Origin of the sequence: Bacillus sp. CCB-MMP212, assembly GCF_022748145.1 — a bacterium.
Taxonomy (GTDB): Bacteria; Bacillota; Bacilli; order Bacillales; family Bacillaceae_G; genus Bacillus_A; species Bacillus_A cereus.
This window is the reverse complement of the sequence record NZ_JALDQE010000003.1, coordinates 545801-568335: the sequence shown is the minus strand read 5'-3', so window position 1 is coordinate 568335 and position 22535 is coordinate 545801. Positions and strand designations below refer to the sequence as shown.

The following is a 22535-nucleotide window of genomic DNA, read 5'->3' as shown; positions in this document are numbered from 1 at the left end:
TATTGTTGTTTCCATAGTTTTTTATAGAGGGAGTTCGCGAACCTCTCCCGCGCGGTGCACGGAATTTCTTCTTTCATTGACACAGCTTATTGTAACATATTGTATACTAGCGTAAAAATTTCTGATTTTTCCGCTATTTATCATTTCATTTCTTTCATTTTATAGTATGATTAATTTAATATAAGAAGAGAGGAGGCATCCCACTGAAATCCTTTATTATTTATCTCTTTTTAAATATATTATTCATCCTGATTACAATGCTCGTATATCATTTATTTTGGAATCAAAAAGGGAAACGCTCTCCTAAATTAAATTCAGCTATATTCATTGTACTCTGTTGCCTCGCTACCGTACTCTGTATTACATTTGCAGCAAAAACAAATAATGGTTTTCAATTTGATATGCGCCATATTGTATTAATTGTCGGTACATTAACGGGAGGGCCTATTGCTGGTGGTTCTATCTTAGTTGTATTAAACATATATCGCTTATTATTAGGTGGGATCGGTGTTTTCCCATCTCTTATCGGTTCTGTTCTTCTATTTATTGTTCTACTATTAACATATAAATTTTTCAATCGAACTTCTAATCGTATAAAAATAACACTTGCTATTATCTACAGTCTCACATACGGATTTAGTTGGATACCCTTCTTCCTTTCAAAGGTTACAAATAAGACTGATTATATACCGCATATTATTGTGTATGAGTTATGTTCAATGCTTGGTACGATTCTAATTTTATATTTACTACACATATTACAAACTCAAGTTCGTCTCCAAAACGAACTTATAAATGCTGAAAAATTTCATTTAATTGGTGAAATGGCAGCGTCTATCTCTCATGAAATTCGCAATCCATTAACTTCAACAAAAGGGTTTTTACAACTGTTACAATCAGATACATGCACTGAGCAGGAACGAAAATTATATATCGATATTGCCATTAACGGCATTGAACAAGCAAATCATGTTCTTACAGATTATTTAACCTTTGCTAAACCAAGCATTGAAAAAGAACAAACATTACAGTTAGAAGAAGAATTACTACATGCATTGTCGTTAATTACACCGCTTGCTAATTTAACAAATGTACGTACTCATTATATAAAGCAAAGCACTTCTTTTTTTATCGCTGGAGAAAAGCAAAAACTAAATCAATGTTTATTAAATATTTTAAAAAATTGCATTGAGGCTATGCCAAAAGGCGGTGACCTTTATTTCACATTAGTTCCTGACCATAAGCATATTCAGTTATATATAAAAGATACAGGAGTCGGTATGGATTCAGAACAAGTAAAACGTCTTGGCTCGCCTTTCTATTCAACGAAAGAAAAAGGCACTGGACTTGGAATGATGGTCGTATTCAGTGTTGTTCAAGCTATGAATGGAAAAATTGATATTATAAGTGAAAAAGGAATCGGTACAACCTTTTTATTAACTTTTCCACTCATACAAAAAACGTGATGAAATAATCATCACGTTTTTTCTGTTCCTTCAACTAATTCAGCAAAAGCTTTCACTTTTCCGTGCGGTTGTTGATTTTCTTTACGCGCTTTCCAGGCGCGCTCTTCTTCTCGCTTCTTCTTAGACATATTTTTCAACTCCTTCTTTTCTTTCTCCATGTAGTATTCCAAAATAAGAAAGAAAACTATGCACGTATCAAAAAAAGAAGTGGTTTCCCACTTCTTCCACTTTAGCGCTGCAAAATTGCATGTTTCGCCTCTTTTAATTGCGTAAGATGTCTTTGTTCATGCAAATCAAGAAATTGAACCCATTGATACAAATTCAGATCATTAAAAACAGGATGCTTTAATCCATTTTCAAATAGATCTTTTTCATCTATAACACTATGAAGCGCATGTAATAGTTCTTGTCGTGAATGTTCTAGTAATTGAATTCCTTGCTGTTTTTTCATTAAAGTTTCTGTTGGTTGCATTTGCTGAGGAGCTTCTCGTTTATGTGTGCGATCAAGCGTAAGTTGGAGGTCTTTAAATGGAGTCATGTTTCTTTCATTTTTTTGTAAAGCATATACAAGGGCAGACGTGACAGATTGTTCAACTAAATGCAAGTGGTGTAAAATTTGAATAATACTCCATTTATCACGGCGTGGCTTTACATTCACTTCTGTATCATTTAACATTTCAATTTCTGATAATAGCGTGCTTCGAGTAGACTGTAATGAGCTTACTAAACTTTCTAAACTCACATCCATATTAGATTGAAGCATACTTCTTTCCCCCCTTTTTGTTGGTGAAAAGAGGTGCTCCTTATTAGAAACACCTCTTTAGTATTCTGAATTTTCTTTTATTATCTCATCATTTTCCCATTATGTCGATGTTAAACATGTGAAAAAAAGCGTATGTTTTTTACAATTTTGTGTCGTCAATCGCATGTAACCATGCTTCAATTTCTGTAATAACACTTTTCACACAGCCTTCAGCAAATGGTGATGTTAAATTTGCAACTTCTACTAATTCTAAGAACGATTTACTTCCACCTTGTTGGCACAGATTCACATAATCTTCCCATGCCTCTTGTCTATTATCTCTTGCACGTTTCCAAAATTGTAGCGCACAAATTTGAGCAAGCGTGTAATCAATATAATAGAAAGGTGAGCTATAAATATGCCCTTGACGTTGCCAAAAACCACCGCGCTCTAAATAATCATTATCCTCATAATCACGATGCGGTAAATATTTCTTCTCTATGTTACGCCATGCTGTCTTACGCTCTTCAGGTGATGCTTCAGGATTTTCATATACATAATGTTGATATTCATCAACAGATACACCATAAGGTAAAAACAGAAGTGCTGAACTTAAGTGAGAGAAGTAATATTTATCTGCATCTTCTTCAAAGAATAGCTTCATCCATGGCCATGTAAAGAATTCCATACTCATAGAGTGGATTTCACATGCCTCATATGTTGGCCAATTATATTCTGGAATTTCAAATTTACGACTTTCATATACTTGGAAAGCATGACCTGCTTCATGTGTTAATACATCAATGTCACCAGATGTTCCATTGAAGTTTGAGAAAATAAATGGCGCTTTATAATTCTCAATATATGTACAATATCCGCCACCAGCTTTTCCTTTTTTCGCAACTAAATCTAATAAATCGTTATCTAGCATGAAATTGAAAAATTCATCTGTTTCAGCCGATAACTCTTTATACATCGTCTTTCCATGATCAACAATCCAATCCGCATCTCCTTTTGGAGTTGGGTTACCTGTAGCAAACTCAAAGTTTTCGTCGTAATAAGCTAACTTCTCTACACCGATACGTGCTTGTTGTCGCTTTCTTAATTCCGTTGTAACGGGAACGATATAATCCAGCACTTGCTGACGGTAATTAGCCACCATCTCCGCATTATAATCTGTACGGTACATTCTTGCATATCCAAGTTCAACAAAGGTTTTGAAACCTAAAGATTTTGCGATTTTCGTTCTCACTTTAACAAGCTCATCATAAATACGATCTAGTTCTTCCTCATTTCCAGCTAAAAATCCGTAGTATGCTTCACTTGCTGCTTTACGTTCGCTTCTTTCTTTTCCTTGCATAAACGGAATCAATTGCGATAACGTTCTTTCTTCTCCAGCAAAGTCAATTTTTGCGGATGCTAATAACTGTGTATATTGCGACGATAATTTATTTTCTAATTGTAAATCTTTCACGACTTCATCTGAATATGTTTTTAAATCACATTCTGCTAGAGCAAATAATTGTTTTCCATAATACGCCTCTAATTCTTCACGAAATGGAGAATTAATAAGTGCCTTATAATATTTTGTACCATATCCTTGTACAACTGGAGAGAATTCATCAAAGAAATCCTGCTCCTCCTTATAAAAAGTATCCGTCGTATCAACAGAATGGCGAATGTAACAAAGGTTTCCCATTGTACCAAAATCGTTGCGAATTTCATTAATTGAATGAATGACTTGTTTTTGTTCTTCTACAGTTTTTGCGTTATCAAACTTCTCCAAAGCAACAGTAAATTTCTCTTTTAACTCTTCAATATTTGGGCGTTTATATTCATAGTCTTTAAATGACATGAACGAGCCTCCTCTCCATTACATACCTTTATTATAATTCAATACGTATTCTCGAATTCCCTCTTAATTTTCAACAAAATTCGGCAGTGACTACTCTGAGTTCATTGCAAATAAAAAAGCCCTGGATTTATTTATCCAAAGCTCCTTTGGAACATATTATTATTTTTCATACTTCCCAATTTTTTTTAATAGATCAAGTAATTCATCTTTTTCATCTTTCGTTAACATTTCAAAAGACTGATGTATAACTTTCTCATGCCCCGGAAAAATAGAAGCAATAAAGTTCTCGCCAGACTCAGTTAATTGCGCGTAAATAACACGTCTGTCATTCGGACATGGGATTCTCTTTACTAATCCCTTTTTCTCCAGCTTATCTACAACATATGTAATGCTGCCACTGGCTATTAAAATGCGCTCACCAATTTGCTGGAGTGGTTGACCGCCTTTATGATATAGCAGTTCTAATACAGCAAATTCAGTTGGATTTAACCCGTTACTTTGTATAGATTTATTTGTAGTATCCATAACAGAACGATGTACACGAGATAATGCAATAAATACTTTTAAAGATTGAGAAATATCTTCTCGTTCATTATTTGATGTCATACAACTTTCAACCCTTCACTTAAATTCTCACCAATAAAAAGAAAATGCCACTTCATACTTCATGTGAATTCCGAATGAGCATTCACTCATCCATTTCCTCTCCCCTAATATATTAAGAATCATTCTTGAATAAAAACATGACAATTTTAACATAGTTTATATATAATGATAATAAAAAAAGAAGGAGTACCACATTTGAAAGTCAAATTCCAAAGCATAATTATATATATATTGCTTGTTATCCTACCGACAATAGGGATTGGTGCTACATTTTATTCGTATCATACATATAAAATGAAACAGGAAAACAAATTATCCGCTCATACAGTTCTCTTTTTATATAGAGATTATTTAGATCATCATCTTGGTGAAGCAATTTCTGCTTTAGACATGCTTGCAAAAGTTGTAGGCACCGAGACTGGTAATATAAACGGCATTAAACAAATTGTACATGATACAGATGGGAACGATGCACGCTTTTCTGGTTTATATTACGCTACACCAGAAGGGGTCATTACAATCGCATCTGAAGATGAATCAAAGCCTATAGATGTTTCAGACCGTAAATATATTCAAGACGTGCTACAAACTAAAAAAACCACTGTATCATCAGTCATTACTGATCGCGTTCTTGGACATAAAGCTATTATGATTGCTACCCCCATATTCAATAAACAGAAAGAGCTCTCAGGATTATTATTAGCTAGTTTACGCTTTGATTACATTTCATCTTCTTTAAATGCCATTAAACCACAATACCATTTTGAGGTAACTGATAAACATGATGTAGTTTTTCTAACCGATGATAATAACGACACAAGTGATACGCATTCTAATATGCTTACTACCCCACTCCAAAGATTAAATTGGAAGGTCTCTGTTTCTCCATTACCTATTCATCAGAAAACCTTATACCAGTGGGTTGCAATAGAGTGTATCGCTACTTTATTTTTAATGTCTATTTTATTTTTACTTGCTCAATATATGTTGTTAAAACGTCAAACAAAACTTGAAAGACAACAAAACGAACTACAGAAAATTGAATTAGTTGGAACTTTTGCAGCAAGTACAGCACACGAAATCCGTAATCCTCTTACTGGAATTAAAGGACTCGTTGCTCTATTAAAAGAGAAATATAAAGATGAACAAGATCAGTTCTACTTTTCCGTAATTGAACAAGAAATAGAGCGAATCAATGAAATTGTAAGTGAATTTCTTATTCTCGGAAAGCCAACCGCCATCATCGAACAAACATATGATGTAAGAACAATTCTAAATGAGGTAGCATTAATTATTCAATCTGAGGCGAATTTACATAACATTGTATTCCATTTACATTTGCCAGACCATCCCGTTCATATCCGTTGTTCGAAAGACCATATGAAACAAGTGGTTTTAAACATTACAAAAAATGCAATTGAGGCTATGACTTCTAGTGATAAACTAACCATTGTAGTAAAAAACAATGAAACACATGCACAATTGCAGATTATAGATACTGGGAAAGGGATTCCACAACATATTCAAAAACACCTCTTTCATCCGTTCTTTACTAATAAAGATACTGGAACAGGTCTTGGACTTGTCATATGTAAACGAATTGTAGAGATGTATAATGGGCATATTTTTATTGACAGTACAGAAAACGAAGGAACGACAGTTCATATCGAAATTCCGTTACACATAGTATAATTATCCTTATCCTATAAGGGTAATTATACTTATTTCATAAAACCAGCGACAAGCATTCGCCAAAAATTATTTGATTTTCCTTCATACCCGATTTGGAAAATAGGTATTTTTATAATTGAAAACCATTTCGGTGTTTGTTTTTCTTTATAACACTGATATTGTAAAATAAGCTTGTCCAATTCTTGACTAACTTGAATTGTCTCCTTACTATTTAGCCCACTTGTTAATCCTAGTTGAATCATTTCTTCACGTTTCATATGAATATCACGTGAAAGCTTTTCTAATGTGTACTTCCTTTTTACAGTAAACATCCATATCCCCCTTATTATACTTCCATGCTCTCAAGTTCACTTCTCCATTGACTTTTTTAACTACTTAATCATATGCAAATTTGAAGAATCAGAAAATTTAACATTTTCTCCCTGTAATTTACAAATCTTTACCCTCACTTTGAGAATTATTACAAATTATTCTATCTTTGTAAATACATTCGCAATAATAGACATTTTTTTCATCTTCTTTTTTTACAAATTCTACGTAAACCGGGGATTCTTAATTTTCCACCTACTTTTCTTCGACATTTTTTGTTTAATTTATATAAAAAAGCAAAACATAATGATGATTGATAAAGTGAAACTTTCATCAGTGTTTTTTGTTCAGCCCCACTGATTATTAGCATTCACCAATCGGGCGTTTATTGGCAGTGAATCTCCCACCTATCCAGCCCAATGTTGAGGTGGGAGTCTTACTACCCACAAATAGCGGGATAACAAGAGAAAGGAAATATTTATATGCGAAAATATACGATTGCATTATTCATCATTGTTTTGTTTTTACCGTCCTTCTTATTTCCTATTCAAGCAACTGCTCATACGAATAAAGTTGCTATTGTCATTGATGATTTCGGCAATAATATGAAGGGGACTAATCAAATGTTGTCACTTCCAATTCCACTAACTGTTGCTGTTATGCCTTTTCTTCCTTCCACAAAAGAAGATGCAATAGCTGCCCATAAGAAAGGCCATGAAGTTATTATACATATGCCAATGGAACCTATTAAAGGTAAAAAAGAATGGCTTGGGCCGAAAGCCATTACAACCGATTTAAGCGATGAAGAAATAAACAACCGACTTGAACAAGCGATTCAAGAAGTTCCGCATGCAATTGGAATGAACAATCATATGGGGTCAAAAGTAACAGCGGATGAAAGAATTGTTCGCCTTATACTTGCTGCTTGTAAAAAACACGGTTTATTTTACTTAGATAGTAAAACGAATCCTAAGAGTGTCGTCCCAAAAATCGGAAAAGAATTAGGAGTTCCTATTATTGAAAACCAACTATTTTTTGATGATGTGTATACAGCAGGACATATTTCAAAACAAGCCCAATTACTCATCAAAAAAATTCAAGAAAAACCCATTATGGTAGCTATCGGGCATGTGGGCCCCCCAGGTGAAATTACATCACGCGTTATTGAAACTTCTATCCCTAAAATTCGTGAGCATGCAGACTTTATTTTTTTATCTGATCTAGCATTATCCCCGCCTCCTGTTTCAAAATAAAGTTCATTACTCACATATAACCAGCCCTCACCACTCGGGCTTTTACGGGAAGCCCCCCATTGCTTTCACTGAATTTTGAGGTGGGGATCTTACCGCCCACAAATAACGGGACAAAAAAGTACCTATCTGTATATAACAGATAGGTACTTTTCTTTTTAACTTAAATATAATCTACATGACTCACTCTGAATCCTTTTTTCTCTATTTTTCCGATTAATTGCTTTAATCTTGTTTCATCTAACTCATCTGATATATTTACAATAACCCGACGGATATATTGATCACCGTTATCGAGTGTAAACAAACCACCGATATTATATGCTTTTAACAATGTCCCAAGCTCTTTAATCGTCCCCTTACAATCTTGTGTTGCAATTGTTAATATATAACCACCTGTTCGCATACCAAATGAATCTTCAATAACATCAAATATATTCGAATGCGTTAACATACCGACAAATTCATTATAATCATTTAGCACGGCTAAAAACGGAAGCCGACGAATTACATAAAAGGCTCTGAAGAAGGAATCCTTTTCAAAAATAAATGCATTGGAATTGTCAAGCATATCTCCTGCACTTACATGATCTAATCCGCTATTGCATTTTTTTTCTAATAAATCTACTTTATAAATAATCCCCGTGAATTTCTTCTCATCTTCTGCTAATACCGGGATGGCTCGAAATCCCGTTTCGTTCATCATTTGCAGTGCCTCTTCACCAGAATCATTTATTTTGCAAAATGTTACTTGCTGCTTTGGCAGAAAATGATATTTAACTCGCAAAATATGTTCCTCCTTACATGTCAACATGTAATCTATATATAATAAGGAGACCTATATTTTATGAGTGAAATTATTTTTAAAACGCTTTCATTTATTTATTAACTTGTATCCATATCACATACATTTTTATATAACAGAGCTCCTTGCGCCCTTAATCATTAATAACTTTACATGATAGTTCATTAAATATTCTATACCCTCTAGCCATTTTTTCGATTCTTCTGGCGTTTTCCCCCACACAATCATGCCGTAATTATGAACAAGAACTACTCCTCCACCTTCAATGAAATTCGGAACATTACTTTCTAATAAATCAGCGAATTTTTTTTCATCTTCTACAATTGGAATTGTCATTTCTGTTATACCTTCTTTTCCGAAAACACGCTCCACACTGCGTTTATCGAACGTTACTTCTCCTTCTTCTCCATATAACTCTGATATTAAATGACTATCTACAGTCTGCACTTGTAAAATACATCCTGCACTACTTTTTTTATAAATATCTGCATGCATAAATGACTCTGCAGCTGGTTTTTCTTCATTTTCAAATACTGACTCGCACATGCAATTTACGACAATAAAATCTTCTTCCGAAAATAGCCCTTTATCTCTTCCCTCAACATTTACTAAGAATGTTAACGGCTCTTTTGACGTACATAGCGATAAACTAATTTTGGTACCATAAAACCAATCACGAAGTGCCAATTCAGATTTCACATCTTTTAATTCATTCCATTTCTTCAGAAAAAATAACATTTCGTCACCCCCGGCATAATATTGATATAAGGTTCGAATCCTTTCTATGTAAAAGGAATATTTTTTGATTATTCTAAAAATTTAATTGAATTATCACATGAGAACGCTTTTTTGTCAATATAGTTTCGTGGTTCTTCTTTAAAATAGGCTATTCATATGTCTATACTCCTATCTATTTCCTATTTCATTTTGCACATAAAAAAATACGCTATTCTTTAATTAAAGAATAGCGTATTTTCCTCATTTTTTATCCCGCTATTTACCGGGCAGTAAGACCCCCACTGATTAAAGTTTCACTTTATTTCTTTATTGCATTATACAAAAACTGTGCGTATTGTTCACGTGTTACGAAATTATCTCCTAAAAAGTTCCCTTCCCCGTCACCTTTTGATATTTTATTATCTACTAAAGCTTTCACATATCCTTTCGCCCAATGGCCATTTGGTATATCTTTAAAGTTCTCTGCACTATTTTCATTTTCTTTTAACTGAAATACTCTTTGTAGTACTACTGACATTTCATATCGAGTTAATACTCCATCTGGACGGAATGTATCATTTCCATACCCTGTCATAATCCCAGCTTGAACTACTGCATCAATAGCCGTTTCATACATATTTCCTTTCGTATCTGTAAATGTCGTTTTTGGTTTTAGATTATTTTCTAATTTTAAGTACCTTTGTATTAGAAGTGCTACTTGTCCACGAGTAATGTTATCCCCAAATCCAAATTCACCATTTCCATAGCCTATAAATAACTTTTCTTTCGCTAAGTAATTAATTGCTTCTTCTGACCAATGTCCTTTTGGTACATCTTTAAATTCTACCACTTCTGTTTTCTCATCTTCTTTAGATGTATTACCGTCTTTACTTTCTACTACATTTTGAATAACAGATCCTGTAAAGAAGATTCCTGTATCCGCGAATGGATCTTTCACACCAAATTCATATACTTTCTCACCTGATGTACTCCATTTCACTACACCATTACTATACGTACCGTTATCGCTCTTCAGACGGATTTTCGTAGAAACCTCACCATCTTTTTCATATATAGGTACTTTTACTTCTTTATTTACTTCTGTTTCCTCTAAAAATACTTTTTGATTTTGGACATTAATATAAGCCGTCTTACTTAGTTCTATAACTGGTCGGACATCACGGATTTCATTTGCAACAAAACTTAGAAATACTAATTTTTTCAAATTGCTCACTGGTGATAAGTCTGAAATATAATTCGCTTCTAAATCAAGCTTTTGTAAGTTTACTAGACTTGATAATGGCGTAATATCCTTTAACTCATTGTTAGGTAAGTGTAATTGTTTTAACTGTGTCATCTTACTTAGAGGAGTAACATCTTTTATTTCATTTTTCCCGATCCACAATTCTTCTAATTGCTTCATTTGCTCAATGCCGGATAAATCTTTAACTTTATTACGTGTTAATACTAAATCTGTTAAAGGTAATGAATATAACGCTTTAATATCTTCAATTTGATTACCTGCTAAAGTTAAGTATGTTACATTTTTCAAAGCGCTTAATGGAGCAACGTTCGTAATTTTATTATTTGCTAAATTCAAGTAATCTAGTTGTTCCATTTTCGCTAATGCTGTTACATCTTCTATTTGGTTGCCTGATAGATATAAACTTTTTACATTTTTCATTTCAGTTAGTGGCGCAACGTTTGTAATTTTATTATTACTTAAATCAAGAGATTCTAAATTATCCATCTTAACAAGTGGCGTTACATCTGCAAATTCATTACCACGCAAAGCTAAATGATTTAATTGCTTTAAGTTCGCAAAGAACGACGGGTCTTTTATCTTCGCATTCGCAACTGTTAAAGATTTTAAATTTGGCATATATTTTAATGCACTATAATCAAGTATCTCATTTGTATTTAAAAATAAATCCTTTACTTGTAATAACTCTTCTTTCGTAATTGGTGTATTTAAATCTTTTCTATTAAATACTTTTTTATTCACAAGTTCTCTTAATTTGTTATCTGTTATCATATTTTGATTATCAACTGGATTATCCGTTTCCCTATTGCCTGAATTAGAGTTATCATCTGGTTTCTCTGTTTCTTTGTTACCTACAGTTGGATCTTTAATTTCAAATTGAACTTGATATTTGTGATCATATCCAATAGCTGGAATAAGTATATGCATTTGCATATTGTGCTTCTTCTCAAACTCGCCAATTTCAAATTGGACTACTTTCGTTCCGTTCTTCCTCTTATCTTCTGACAAAACCTTCACATCATGAAATACACCAGGCTGGTTTCTATCTTCTATTCTAAGATATTGAAAATAATCGCTATCTTGCATTGTTACAGTGACAATTTTTTTACCAGCTGCAATCGTTACTTTAGGATCTTTTATATATTGAGAAACCATAGATGGCTCGTCTTTTTGGTCCTTATATATTTTAATTTCAGTATCATACGTGCGATCACTCGCTGCTGCTACCGATTGATTTGCTTCAACTTTTAATGCCGCTAATGCTGGAGTAGAATACGTAGCAAATGGAATTGCTAATGTTGTCGCTACTACTAGCGCCTTCATATAATTTTTTTTCAAAATAATATCCCCTATCATATACAATTTTTATAATTGATAACCCTTATCAATTATCCACAAATAAATGATAATGAATATCATTATCATTGTCAATGAGAATATTACATTAAATTTATATTTTTAAAGATAAAAAATATAAAGCCCTTTATTCAAAGGGCTTTTTTACCTATCGTATGAAGAATTTCACTTTTTTCCTTCTCATTGATGACACCAATTTTTTGCAAAATATTCGCGTACAATACAAGTTTATTATATATTCGTTCTGACATGTTCTCCCTTCTTTCCTTCGACCAACTTTTTTTGTATTGGTAAATTATATGAAAGAGATGAGAAAATGTGTCCACTTTTTGCATAAATGCAAATCTTTTATTTTACGATTTGCAGACAATAAAACTCCCTCCTAAAAATTAGGCGGGAGTTTAGGTACTTTCACTTTATTTAACAAACTGTCCACTGAATATTATGCTTCATAAGTTCTTCTTCAAAACTATATGGCATTTTTTTATCACAAATTACATGTTGAATACGTGAAAATGCTGCTATACGATAATTCCCTTTCACGCCTACCTTCGTATGATCACATAAAATATATGTCTTCTCAGCTAATTTCATCATCGCCTCTGACAATTTCGCTTTCTCTAATTCAAAGCTGGAAACTCCAAAACTAGGTAATAACCCATCAATCGAAACGAACGCTTTATGAAAATGGAATTGCTGTATTACTTGCTGAGAAATAGACCCTGATACACGCGAATGCTTTGGAGATACTTTTCCACCTATAAATAAAACTTCACCGTGAAACATCTTTTTATTAATAGAAGAAATTAATTGTGTTGCGACTGGAAATGAACTTGTTACAATCGTTAAGTTTTTACGATGAACAAGGTATGGAACCATTTGAAGCGGTGTACTTCCATCATCAATTGCAATGACATCACCATCTTCTACAAATGTCGCTGCTTTATAACCAATTCTTTTCTTCTCTTCTATATGTAGCATTTCTCTTTCTAACATTGGCGCCTCTACCCCAGCGCCTGGAAGTTGAACAGCTCCACCATACACTTTCTTCAGCTTCTTTTCACGATCTAATTCTTCTAAATAACGACGAATCGTTTCTGTTGATACAGCAAATTCTCTCGCTAATTCTGAAACCTTTACTTTCCCTTTAAATTCTACCTTTTCAAGAATGGTTCGCTTTCTTTCTTCTCCTACTACAGACATAGCTTCACCTCATTTATATCTCCCTCATAAACTTCCTTACTTATACAAAGTTATAATTTTCTTTGTAAGTAGAAACTTCTTCATGAATATGAATACCGCGCTTTGCTAGCTCATCAAAAATTAATTGTGGATTTTCAAAAGCTTCTTCAGGCGTAACAACACCCACCCTATTTACATTTCCAGTTGCAATTAACTCTACGGCAATCCCAAATGGAATACCGACGTTTCTCGTATACGCTCTTAATTTTTCCCATCCTACAACAGAACCATCAGATAACGGATGTGTATGATATAACACATGTCTTTGCTTCTCATTATTTTTCATACCTATTACTTCTACATGAAGTGCATAACCATAAAGCTCTGTTTCTTGTCCTTCTTTCGATTGCAATAAATACTGCGAAATACAATCCATAATGCCTATTTCTTTCCCGTTTATTTCAATCTGATCATTACGCAATATGCCGTAATCATATAAAGCACGTACAAGTTGCATATTTTGCTTCGGCCAAGTTCCTCTCGTCTCTATCAGTTTGACACCTTTATTTTCTAGTGCCTTTGCTAACGTAATCGTTTCAGAATGCGGAATGATATACTGCGTTTCCTTACCATAAGGCGCTGGCAATTCTATTTCTCTCGGACGCGCAAACGGAAGTACTTGTTTAAATTCACCATCTTCATACACTGTACGCGATGGTAAATGTGGATCATATTCATATGTCGTTGTCTCTGTAATTGAAGCAGAAAAAGCAATCGGACGATACGAACCGTGACTTACGCGGACAGACTCTACAGTATCCAGTTGATTTGCTGCATGCATTGCCATCATTTGCGTTACACCTGGCGTCATGCCAAACCCAGGCAAACATGTTTTTTCATTTTGAACAAATATAGCATGCGATTCATTTTCTTCACCAAATCCATTTAAGTTCACACCGTGGCAGCCTGCTTCTGCAATACAGCGAGTCGACAATCCGTTTAGCTTTATCGTCGTACCATCCAATACAATGTCATAACCTTTCATTTTTGCAACCGTATCCTCGTGATTCGTTACATCTACTTTTACAAAATCAACACGAGGATCGTTGAGCCATTCTACTACTTTACGGCCTTCTTCCTCGTTAAAATCGGCTACAGTAATCGTCTCAAAAGATGAAAATTGAACTAAATCCAAAATAGCTTCACGACAAATTTTACCTGCTCCACCTAAACAAAATACTTTCACGCAATAACAGCTCCTTTAGCAATACTATCAACTAAGCGATTAATATCTTCTTCATGTACATCACCTATATTTCCAATCCGGAACGTATCTACTTTCGAAATTTTCCCAGGGTAAATAACAAATCCATAGCATTTTAATTCGTTATATAACTGTTGAAACTCGAACTCCCCTTTTGGATAAATGAAAGATGTAATAATAGGAGATTGATATTTCTCATCTACTAGTGGCTTAAATCCGATTTCTCCCATTCTATTCACTAGTAGTTTTTGATTGTTGTAATATCGATTGTAACGCGCTCTTACTCCACCCTCTTTTTCTAGTTCAAGTAGTGCTTGATAAAAAGCATGTACAACATGTGTAGGTGAAGTAAAACGCCATTTCCCATTTTGTTTTTCCATCGTTTCCCATTGATCATATAAATCAAGAGATAAAGAGCGTCCTTGCCCTTTACACTTCAATAATTCATCACGTTTTGCGATTACAAATCCGAATCCTGGAACCCCTTGAATACACTTATTCGCACTACTAATTAAAAAATCAATTTGTAAATCAGCAATGTCTATTTCAATCCCACCGAAACTACTCATCGCATCAACAATTGTAACCTTTCCATACTGCTTTCCTAATTTACATACATCTACAATTGGATTTATAATGCCTGTCGTTGTTTCACAATGAACAACTGCAATATGCGTAATCTCTTTATCTTCTTCCAATAACTTTTCTACTTCTACAATATTAGTAGGCTCCCACTCTTCTGTTTGGCTAACCACTACATCAATCTGTAACATCTCTGCCATTTGCACAATGCGCTTACCGTACGCACCATTTGTACAAACGAGCAGCTTCCCATTTGTCGGAATAACAGAGCCAATTACCGCTTCAACTGAAAACGTACCGCTTCCTTGCATTAACACTGTTGTATATTTCTCTTCTTCCTTCGTCGCTAGCGATACAAGTTTAGCTCTTACTTCTTGCACCATCGTATTATATTCAACATCCCACGTACACCAATCGTATAGCATAACTTCTTTTACTGATTTTGTTGTCGTTAATGGTCCTGGTGTTAATAATAAGTAGTGATTTTCATTCATGATCCCGTACCCCTTTTATGAAATAATAAGTTCTTGTTTCTCGATATGTTCCATTACGTTTTCGAGCTCCTGCATCGTTTCAATCGTAAAATGAGCCCCATTTTCAACAAACCGATTACGAACTATTTCTATTTTTTCACGAAGCTCTACCGAATCCATACTCTCCACTTCCTCTTCCGTTAAACCGAGCTCACTACTTCCAAGAATTACACCAACTGTCCACATTCCAGCATTTCTACCTTCTTTCATATCTGATACTGTGTCCCCTACTTTTATCATATGGTTCATCGGATACACACCAAGTTCCATTGCATTTTTATAGCACATCCATGGGTATGGGCGGCCTGCTGGAACATCATCTGGCGTAACAAGAAAATCAGGTTTATATCCTTGTAACGCTGCTTCCTTTGCTACAATATCCATCATTTCTCTCGTATAACCAGTTGTTGAACCGATTTTAATGCCTCTCTCACGTAAAGAAGCGATTACTTCTTTTACCCCATCAATCGGCTTAGCATAATTTGGCAAAATAGAAAAGAGAATTTCTTCAAACTCTTCATACATCTCATAAATGTCTGCTTCTGTTGGTAAGTGACCAAAGACACGCTTCCACTCATCCGCAATACGAGGCATTTCTGTTAGTGCCCTTACATGATCTATTTTTAATAATCCCATTGGCTTACGTGCTTCTTCTGCTGTAATTTCAACGCCGCGTTTATGAAAAATCTTCATGAATACTTCTAGTGGTGCAAAGCATCCGTAATCAACCGTCGTACCTGCCCAATCAAAAATAACTGCTTCAATTTTCATTCTGTCCATCACCCTTCTTACTTATCTTTTTTGCCATTGTGAAGTTCGGTTACGAAGTGCTTTCGTTCCCCATTCATATACAACTCTCACTACAATATTTGTAACAACAATAAGTACACTCATTGCAGCTGCTGGCGCTACATTTCCTGCATCATCCATATTTACGATTGATACGGCAGCTAGTTTAAAATCAGCTGCATATAGGAACACAACTGCCGATACAGTTACCATTGAATTTACGAAGTAGTACATTACCATTTCTAAAATTGCTAGTAAACACATTGGTACTGTTACTCGGAAGAATGTTTTATAAAACGGAATACCCATCGACTGCGAAACAAGCTCAAACTCTCGGTCTAATTTCTTTAAGGCAGTCGTTGCCGTAACAAATGTTACAGAATAAAAATGAATGATATTTACTAGTACTAATACAGCAATTGTTCCGTATAAAGAATGAAACGGATTCGTTACTGATAGTCCAAGAATTTGAATCGTTGGTTGACTAAAGAAAAAGACATATCCTAATCCGAGTACTAAACCTGGTATCGCTAACGGCACTATAGAGAAAAAGTAACCTGTTTTTCTGAAAAATTGTAGCTGGTCTATTTTCTCAATTGCATATGCGAATACAAATGTTAAGATCGCCCCAATAACTGCTGTAACTGCTGAAACAATTACGCTATTTTTAAATGCTTCAAGTCCATCTCCTGTTAAACTTGAAAAATTAAAATGCTCAAATGTAAAACTCATATTATATGGCCATACTTTCACACTTGCAGCAATACCAACTGCAACAAATAATAGAATGATCATAAGGGTAATCACACTACAATATATGAATGAGATTACATCTCTTTTCTTATTAGCTATTATTCTGTATGGTACTGCTTTTGAAGATAAGAAATTCGCCTGCTTTCTTTGCGTAATACGATCAACTACAAATGCGAATATAGCTGGGATTAATAAAATCATTCCGACAGTTGCACCCATCGGCATATTTTGCTGTCCAATTACTTGTTTGTATACGTCAGTAGCAAGCACATTATATTGCCCACCAACAATTTTTGGTGCCCCAAAATCAGTAAAACTAAGTGTAAACACAACAAACATTGCACTAATTAATCCGTACTTTACACTAGGTAAAGTAACCGTGAAAAATTGCTTTGTTTTACTGGCTCCTAACATATTAGAAGCTTCATATAAACGATAATCAGATCCTTGAAAGGCAATTAGCAATATGAGAAAGGCTTGCGGAAATGTATACATAACTTCAGCTATTACAATTCCTACTGGTCCATATAAAGGGATTTGTATACCTTCAAATAAACCAAACATTCCTTTCGTTACTAGCCCTTGATTACCAAATAAATATGTAAGTGCTATACCGTGCATCATCGTTGGTGCAAACAATGGTAATAACGCTACATACTGAAATACGCGCTTTCCAAAAACATTCGTACGGGCAATTGCATATGCGTAAACGAATGCGATTGCAACTGAAATAATTGTTGTTGCGCCCGAAATCCATACTGTATTTTGTAAAGACTGCACTAAAGTTGGTGTTGTGAAATATTTACTGAAATTCGCTAAACCAATGAAAACTCCATCTTTATTATAAAAAGCTTGTGTAAATAGTTGTAATAGCGGTAATACAAGTATGATAAGGAAGGAAAGAATCATACCGATAATTACGAGCCTTTGGATCCATTCCTCTTTCCCTATACTTCTCTTAATCTTTTTTTTCGTACTTTCTACCTTATAGTTTTCTAACATCTCCATCTATACAATGACCTTCTTTCCATATGACAACATATGATTTTCTGAGAAAGAGATTTGAATCGGCTTTCCTTTTCTAATAGCCGTTGCTTCTACTTCTGATGCTAATATATCCACTACAATTTTCTCATTATAAAGGTGTGTGTTTTCTTCTACGACTCGCACTTCCGTCCGATATACAGATCCGCGAAATTCCATACTTTCCACAACTGTTTTAATACCGTCCTTTTGTACAATTGTTACATGTTCAGGACGAATTGCATGTTCTTCGTTATTTTTCGAAAAGAAATTAATAGAACCAATAAAATCTGCCACAAACGGATTGGCTGGTCTTTGATAAATCTCCTCTGGTGTTCCAATCTGCATAATTTCCGCATGATTCATTACAACAATTTTATCAGCCATCGTTAATGCCTCTTCTTGATCATGCGTTACCATAATCGTCGTTATTCCTATTTTCTCTTGCAAATCACGCATTTCCCTACGTAATTTTTCACGCACTTTTGCATCTAAAGCTGATAACGGCTCATCGAGTAATAAAATATCTGGAGACAGAGCGAGCGCACGTGCAAGTGCTACTCGCTGCTGTTGTCCACCAGACATTTGAGCAGGATATTTATCTTTTACATTCAGCAAATCTACAAGTTTTAACGCATCTAGCGCTTTCTCTTTCACTTCTGCTTTCCCATATTTTTTTGTCTTTAAGCCGTATTCAATATTTTCAAGTGCTGTTAAATTCGGAAATAAAGCATACGATTGGAAAACCATTCCGAAGTTTCTCTTCCCAGGAGGCAATGCTGTAATATCTTTTCCATTCACAGCTATACTGCCAGTCGTTGGTTCCTCTAGTCCCGCTAAAATGCGAAGCAACGTCGTTTTCCCACAGCCACTCGGGCCTAATAAACAAACAAACTCATTTTTGTTCACAGTAAAAGAAATATCTTTTAACGCTGTAAATGCATCAAACTGTTTTTGAATGTGTTGAATTGATAAATATTCGCTCATTTTTCTCTCTCCCACTCACTTACTTTTTCGGTTCTGCTTTTTGGCCAAACTCTTTTTCCCATTTTTCTAAAATTTTGTCACGATTTTCTGCTGCCCATTTAAAGTCATTCTTTTTATATAATTTTTCAGTAACATCTTTCGGGAATCCCTCTGGAAGTTTATAATCATTTTTAATTGTCGCAAATCCATTTTTCTCAAAGTATAACTTCATTACATCATCAGTAATTGCCCAATCTAAAAATGCTTGTGCTAATTTATCATTTTTCGCATTATCTTTCTTAATAAGTGCGTTCGCTTCTACTTCCCACCCTAATCCTTCTTTCGGCAGTACAACTTCAACTGGTGCACCTTTTTGTTTCTCTTTTAAAGCACTATAAACCATTGATACACCGACTGGATATTCACCTGCTCCTGCTAATTTCGCTGGTTTTGATCCTGAATGCGTATAACTTGCCATATTATCATGAAGTTTCTTCATGTAATCCCAGCCTTTATCTTCACCCATGATTTGTAGCCATGCAGAAACTGTTAAAAATCCTGTTCCAGATGATGCTGGATGTGGCATAACAAGTGTTCCTTTATACTCTGGTTTCGTTAAATCTTCATATGATTCTGGCATCGGTAAATTTTTCTTCTTTAACTCTTCTTTATTTACAGCAATCCCCGTCATAAATGCAGTATTTCCTACCCATTTTTCAGGTTGCTTATCATCTTTAAATTGTGGAAGAACACGATCTGCTCCTTTTGGAGAGTATCCTTTTAACATATCTTTTTTATCTAAAGCTAATAGACTTGATGCCGCAGTTCCCCATACAACATCTGCTTGTGTATTTTTCCCTTCAGCTAGCAATTTCGCAGTAATAACTCCTGTTGAATCACGTACAATGTTCAATTTCACATCAGGATATTTCTTTTTAAAGGAATCAAGATAAATTGGTACAAGCTCTTCTTCAATTGCTGTGTAAACAGTTAATGATCCAGATAATTTGTCATCTTTCACTTTCGCTCCAGCACTTTCTTCCTTCTTTGCACCACACCCCATTAATAACGAAAATACCATTCCAGTCGCTACAGCTTTAAAGATTGTTTTTTTCACTGTTTCTCTCTCCTTTTACAAATCTTATGTACAACTCAAATATAAACAACTAGTGTAAAAGCAGTATTAAACCAACATTAATCTTTTGTTTGTTGTTTGTTTTTGTGTAATACGTTGCTACTTCTATGTTTTTTCGCATTTTTCTGCTAATAGAAAACACTAAATTTACAAATAATTAAAAAAACCTTTATAATCCCACAAAAAAATGAGGCGTTTGTAAAAAACGCCTCATTTTTGTTTCCCTTTTTTTGAATTACGATTAGCATACTTTGCGCTATTTTCTCCTTCATACTCTAATGCAAATTCTGCATCTGGTAAGCTTTCTTTCGGAGTTTTATTATTATTGATTGCCGCATTTTGTTTCACTTTTCTTTTTACCAATACATTCACCTGCTCTCAAGAAATCACTTTCTACTCTAGTTTGAAACAACTTAAAATAATTATTACTGGCAAGTGTTAACAAGTACATAAGGGGCGTTAGATGGAAATACTACATATGAAGAAATCATTATAAAAAGGAGCGATAATTTTGAAGAAAAAAGAAAAGATTCAATCACCAATTTTAGACGAAACGCTCCCGCATCAAATGAATTTTCCATCTTTTAAAGGAACAGGAAAAACGATGCAACAACCTTTTGTGAATCAATATAATGTTGTAATTGGAGACAGTAAATATAATTCCGAGAACAGTCCGCTTAACAATTGGAGTGATGAAGTAGATCCTGCCATTATGGCTGGCGATGAGTGGATCCATCCGACAAATGATATTGGGTGGATTTCAGAAGAAAATCAAGAGTTACTAAAAAACGAAGTGGATAATAAAAATGAAGCTTTTATGCATCCACAATTTGGCATTAACGACTAAAAAACCATTCTACCTAACGTAGGTAGAATGGTTTCATACTATCCAATAATAATCCGCTCTTTCGGGTATTTATAGCGAGGTGGTTGTTCCCTTCCACCACTAGCTAAAATAAATGTTAAAATACCAACGCGTCCGATAAACATAAGCACAATGAGTACAAGTTTCCCAACAGTTGTTAAATCAGGCGTAACACCTGTTGATAGTCCCGTCGTTCCGAAAGCAGAACAAACTTCAACAATTAAGCTCATAAGCGGTACATTTTCCGTAATAGATAAAATGAATAGCGCAGTAGCACATAACAAAATCCCCATCGTCATAACGACAGATGCTTTTAGTACATCCTCTTCATGTAGCTGACGTTTGAAGACTCTAACTGTTCTACCGCCCCTTGCAAAGGTGTATAGTGACAATATACTAACAGCAAATGTAGTTGTACGTATTCCGCCCCCAACCGAACTGGGAGATGCCCCTATAAACATTAATATACTCATAAATAAAAGCGTCGGTTGTGACAATTCACGTATATCCATCGTAGCAAGTCCACCACTTCGCGTCGTCACAGATTGGAATAATGTATAAAATACCGTTTCATGCCATGACTTTCCTACTAAAAAGTGATTTCTCTCCAGTAAAAAAATCATAATTGTACCAACAACAACGAGTGCAAAAAATGTTGTTGTCGTCAATTTTGTAAATAATGAAAAACGAAATAATTGTTGTCCTCTTTTACTAAGGAATTGTTTCACTTCCATTAGCACAGGGAAACCAATCGCTCCTAAAATAATTAGTAACATATGGATCATTTGAACAATATAATCTTTTTTATACGGAATTAACGATTGTCCTGTTAAATCAAATCCACCGTTCGTAGTCGCACTAACTGCTGCAAAGAAACCGTGAAAATAAGCTTCTTGCCAAGTCGGAAAGTAAAGTAAAAATCTTGTACCTAATAGGATTGCTCCAATAAGTTCTATCGAAATAATTACAATTAAAATAGAACGCATCAATTCTACAAGACCCGATAAATTTCCTTGATTATGGTCTGCCATAATTAATCTTCTTCTTTGCAAACCAATCTTTTTCCCCGTAATGATCCAAACAAATGTACCAAGCGCCATAATTCCTAAGCCGCCTAATTGTAAAATAAGGGCTAAAACAATAATTCCTGCTGTAGTAAACGTATCTGAAATCGTAATAACAGACAGCCCCGTAACACTTACCGCACTAACCGATGTAAAAAGGGCATCTATAAATGTCCATTTCACACCAGGTTTCGTAACAAACGGTAAACTAAGCAAGATTACCGATACAACTACTGCTAATAAATAAAATAAAACAATGAGTTGTACTGGACGTAATTTTTGTAAAAACTTTTTTATATCTCTCATTCCATCACTTC

General features: G+C 34.5%; 21 protein-coding genes and 1 riboswitch. Of the genes, 4 read left to right on the top strand and 17 right to left on the bottom strand.

Features of this window, described 5'->3' with window-relative positions:
* Nucleotides 1-7 precede the first annotated feature (7 nt).
* Nucleotides 8-51, bottom strand: a riboswitch (PreQ1 riboswitch).
* A gap of 206 nt (nt 52-257) precedes the next feature.
* Nucleotides 258-1466, top strand: a complete 1209-nt coding sequence (gene kinB, locus MRP26_RS11315) for a sporulation sensor histidine kinase KinB (protein ID WP_000964151.1) — start codon at nt 258-260, stop codon at nt 1464-1466.
* An 11-nt stretch (nt 1467-1477) separates the two neighbouring features.
* Here the strand turns inward: kinB and MRP26_RS11310 are convergent, their stop codons facing one another.
* The 4 genes from MRP26_RS11310 to MRP26_RS11295 form a co-directional block, all read right to left on the bottom strand.
* Complete coding sequence (locus MRP26_RS11310) at nt 1478-1594, bottom strand: DUF6254 family protein (RefSeq protein WP_000038355.1); 117 nt, start codon at nt 1592-1594, stop codon at nt 1478-1480.
* A gap of 101 nt (nt 1595-1695) precedes the next feature.
* A complete protein-coding gene (locus MRP26_RS11305; RefSeq protein WP_000941977.1) occupies nt 1696-2229 on the bottom strand; it encodes a DinB family protein in 534 nt (177 codons plus the stop codon).
* 139 nt (nt 2230-2368) lie between these two features.
* A complete protein-coding gene (locus MRP26_RS11300; protein ID WP_063546912.1) occupies nt 2369-4063 on the bottom strand; it encodes a M3 family oligoendopeptidase in 1695 nt (564 codons plus the stop codon).
* Between the two features lie 159 nt (nt 4064-4222).
* Nucleotides 4223-4669, bottom strand: coding sequence for a MarR family winged helix-turn-helix transcriptional regulator (locus tag MRP26_RS11295; protein WP_000203336.1), 447 nt, complete (start codon nt 4667-4669; stop codon nt 4223-4225).
* A 195-nt stretch (nt 4670-4864) separates the two neighbouring features.
* On the opposite strand from MRP26_RS11295, the gene MRP26_RS11290 reads away from it, so the two are divergent.
* Entirely contained in the window at nt 4865-6361 is a 1497-nt protein-coding gene (locus tag MRP26_RS11290) for a DUF3149 domain-containing protein (RefSeq protein WP_242806159.1), read from the top strand.
* Between the two features lie 29 nt (nt 6362-6390).
* Here MRP26_RS11290 and MRP26_RS11285 read toward each other — a convergent pair whose 3' ends face one another.
* Complete coding sequence (locus MRP26_RS11285) at nt 6391-6672, bottom strand: aspartyl-phosphate phosphatase Spo0E family protein (protein WP_000495527.1); 282 nt, start codon at nt 6670-6672, stop codon at nt 6391-6393.
* A 480-nt stretch (nt 6673-7152) separates the two neighbouring features.
* Between MRP26_RS11285 and MRP26_RS11280 the strand changes: the two genes are divergently transcribed.
* A complete protein-coding gene (locus tag MRP26_RS11280) occupies nt 7153-7923 on the top strand; it encodes a divergent polysaccharide deacetylase family protein (protein WP_001234111.1) in 771 nt (256 codons plus the stop codon).
* A 160-nt stretch (nt 7924-8083) separates the two neighbouring features.
* Here MRP26_RS11280 and cbpA read toward each other — a convergent pair whose 3' ends face one another.
* The 11 genes from cbpA to MRP26_RS11225 all read right to left on the bottom strand — a co-directional run bounded on the left by cbpA (nt 8084) and on the right by MRP26_RS11225 (nt 20652).
* Nucleotides 8084-8707, bottom strand: a complete 624-nt coding sequence (gene cbpA, locus MRP26_RS11275) for a cyclic di-AMP binding protein CbpA (RefSeq protein ID WP_053564936.1) — start codon at nt 8705-8707, stop codon at nt 8084-8086.
* Between the two features lie 126 nt (nt 8708-8833).
* The gene (locus tag MRP26_RS11270) at nt 8834-9463 is read right to left on the bottom strand and encodes a class II aldolase/adducin family protein (RefSeq protein ID WP_053564937.1); all 630 of its coding nucleotides are present in this window, start codon (nt 9461-9463) and stop codon (nt 8834-8836) included.
* Between the two features lie 298 nt (nt 9464-9761).
* Nucleotides 9762-12062 (bottom strand): NEAT domain-containing leucine-rich repeat protein, encoded by a 2301-nt coding sequence (locus MRP26_RS11265; protein ID WP_071730704.1) that lies wholly within the window; start codon nt 12060-12062, stop codon nt 9762-9764.
* Nucleotides 12063-12482: 420 nt separating this feature from the next.
* Complete coding sequence (locus MRP26_RS11260) at nt 12483-13265, bottom strand: DeoR/GlpR family DNA-binding transcription regulator (protein WP_000117666.1); 783 nt, start codon at nt 13263-13265, stop codon at nt 12483-12485.
* Between the two features lie 40 nt (nt 13266-13305).
* Complete coding sequence (locus tag MRP26_RS11255; RefSeq protein WP_242806158.1) at nt 13306-14490, bottom strand: saccharopine dehydrogenase family protein; 1185 nt, start codon at nt 14488-14490, stop codon at nt 13306-13308.
* Nucleotides 14487-15584 carry a 2-aminoethylphosphonate--pyruvate transaminase gene (gene phnW / locus MRP26_RS11250; RefSeq protein ID WP_242806157.1) on the bottom strand — a complete coding sequence of 366 codons (1098 nt, stop codon included), beginning with the start codon at nt 15582-15584 and terminating at the stop codon, nt 14487-14489. The genes MRP26_RS11255 and phnW overlap by 4 nt, the downstream gene beginning before the upstream one ends.
* A gap of 15 nt (nt 15585-15599) precedes the next feature.
* Entirely contained in the window at nt 15600-16394 is a 795-nt protein-coding gene (gene phnX, locus MRP26_RS11245; protein WP_089170666.1) for a phosphonoacetaldehyde hydrolase, read from the bottom strand.
* A gap of 21 nt (nt 16395-16415) precedes the next feature.
* On the bottom strand, nt 16416-18173 hold the full coding sequence (locus MRP26_RS11240) for a putative 2-aminoethylphosphonate ABC transporter permease subunit (RefSeq protein ID WP_242806156.1): 1758 nt from the start codon (nt 18171-18173) through the stop codon (nt 16416-16418).
* The gene (locus tag MRP26_RS11235; protein WP_000006196.1) at nt 18174-19175 is read right to left on the bottom strand and encodes a putative 2-aminoethylphosphonate ABC transporter ATP-binding protein; all 1002 of its coding nucleotides are present in this window, start codon (nt 19173-19175) and stop codon (nt 18174-18176) included.
* Between the two features lie 19 nt (nt 19176-19194).
* Nucleotides 19195-20271, bottom strand: coding sequence for a putative 2-aminoethylphosphonate ABC transporter substrate-binding protein (locus MRP26_RS11230; protein ID WP_000750893.1), 1077 nt, complete (start codon nt 20269-20271; stop codon nt 19195-19197).
* Nucleotides 20272-20499: 228 nt separating this feature from the next.
* Nucleotides 20500-20652 carry a hypothetical protein gene (locus MRP26_RS11225; protein ID WP_000240799.1) on the bottom strand — a complete coding sequence of 51 codons (153 nt, stop codon included), beginning with the start codon at nt 20650-20652 and terminating at the stop codon, nt 20500-20502.
* Nucleotides 20653-20800: 148 nt separating this feature from the next.
* Between MRP26_RS11225 and MRP26_RS11220 the strand changes: the two genes are divergently transcribed.
* Entirely contained in the window at nt 20801-21136 is a 336-nt protein-coding gene (locus MRP26_RS11220) for a DUF3905 domain-containing protein (protein WP_000726028.1), read from the top strand.
* A gap of 38 nt (nt 21137-21174) precedes the next feature.
* Here MRP26_RS11220 and MRP26_RS11215 read toward each other — a convergent pair whose 3' ends face one another.
* On the bottom strand, nt 21175-22524 hold the full coding sequence (locus MRP26_RS11215) for a TrkH family potassium uptake protein (RefSeq protein ID WP_001204706.1): 1350 nt from the start codon (nt 22522-22524) through the stop codon (nt 21175-21177).
* Between the last annotated feature and the right edge of the window lie 11 nt (nt 22525-22535).

Coding starts and splice junctions, on each gene's coding strand:
- kinB (WP_000964151.1), top strand. CDS start 258: ATGCTCGTATATCATTTATTTTGGAATCAAAAAGGGAAACGCTCTCCT.
- MRP26_RS11310 (WP_000038355.1), bottom strand. CDS start 1,594: ATGTCTAAGAAGAAGCGAGAAGAAGAGCGCGCCTGGAAAGCGCGTAAA.
- MRP26_RS11305 (WP_000941977.1), bottom strand. CDS start 2,229: ATGCTTCAATCTAATATGGATGTGAGTTTAGAAAGTTTAGTAAGCTCA.
- MRP26_RS11300 (WP_063546912.1), bottom strand. CDS start 4,063: ATGTCATTTAAAGACTATGAATATAAACGCCCAAATATTGAAGAGTTA.
- MRP26_RS11295 (WP_000203336.1), bottom strand. CDS start 4,669: ATGACATCAAATAATGAACGAGAAGATATTTCTCAATCTTTAAAAGTA.
- MRP26_RS11285 (WP_000495527.1), bottom strand. CDS start 6,672: ATGTTTACTGTAAAAAGGAAGTACACATTAGAAAAGCTTTCACGTGAT.
- MRP26_RS11280 (WP_001234111.1), top strand. CDS start 7,153: ATGCGAAAATATACGATTGCATTATTCATCATTGTTTTGTTTTTACCG.
- MRP26_RS11270 (WP_053564937.1), bottom strand. CDS start 9,463: ATGTTATTTTTTCTGAAGAAATGGAATGAATTAAAAGATGTGAAATCT.
- MRP26_RS11265 (WP_071730704.1), bottom strand. CDS start 12,062: ATGATAGGGGATATTATTTTGAAAAAAAATTATATGAAGGCGCTAGTA.
- MRP26_RS11260 (WP_000117666.1), bottom strand. CDS start 13,265: ATGTCTGTAGTAGGAGAAGAAAGAAAGCGAACCATTCTTGAAAAGGTA.
- phnW (WP_242806157.1), bottom strand. CDS start 15,584: ATGAATGAAAATCACTACTTATTATTAACACCAGGACCATTAACGACA.
- phnX (WP_089170666.1), bottom strand. CDS start 16,394: ATGAAAATTGAAGCAGTTATTTTTGATTGGGCAGGTACGACGGTTGAT.
- MRP26_RS11240 (WP_242806156.1), bottom strand. CDS start 18,173: ATGGAGATGTTAGAAAACTATAAGGTAGAAAGTACGAAAAAAAAGATT.
- MRP26_RS11235 (WP_000006196.1), bottom strand. CDS start 19,175: ATGAGCGAATATTTATCAATTCAACACATTCAAAAACAGTTTGATGCA.
- MRP26_RS11215 (WP_001204706.1), bottom strand. CDS start 22,524: ATGAGAGATATAAAAAAGTTTTTACAAAAATTACGTCCAGTACAACTC.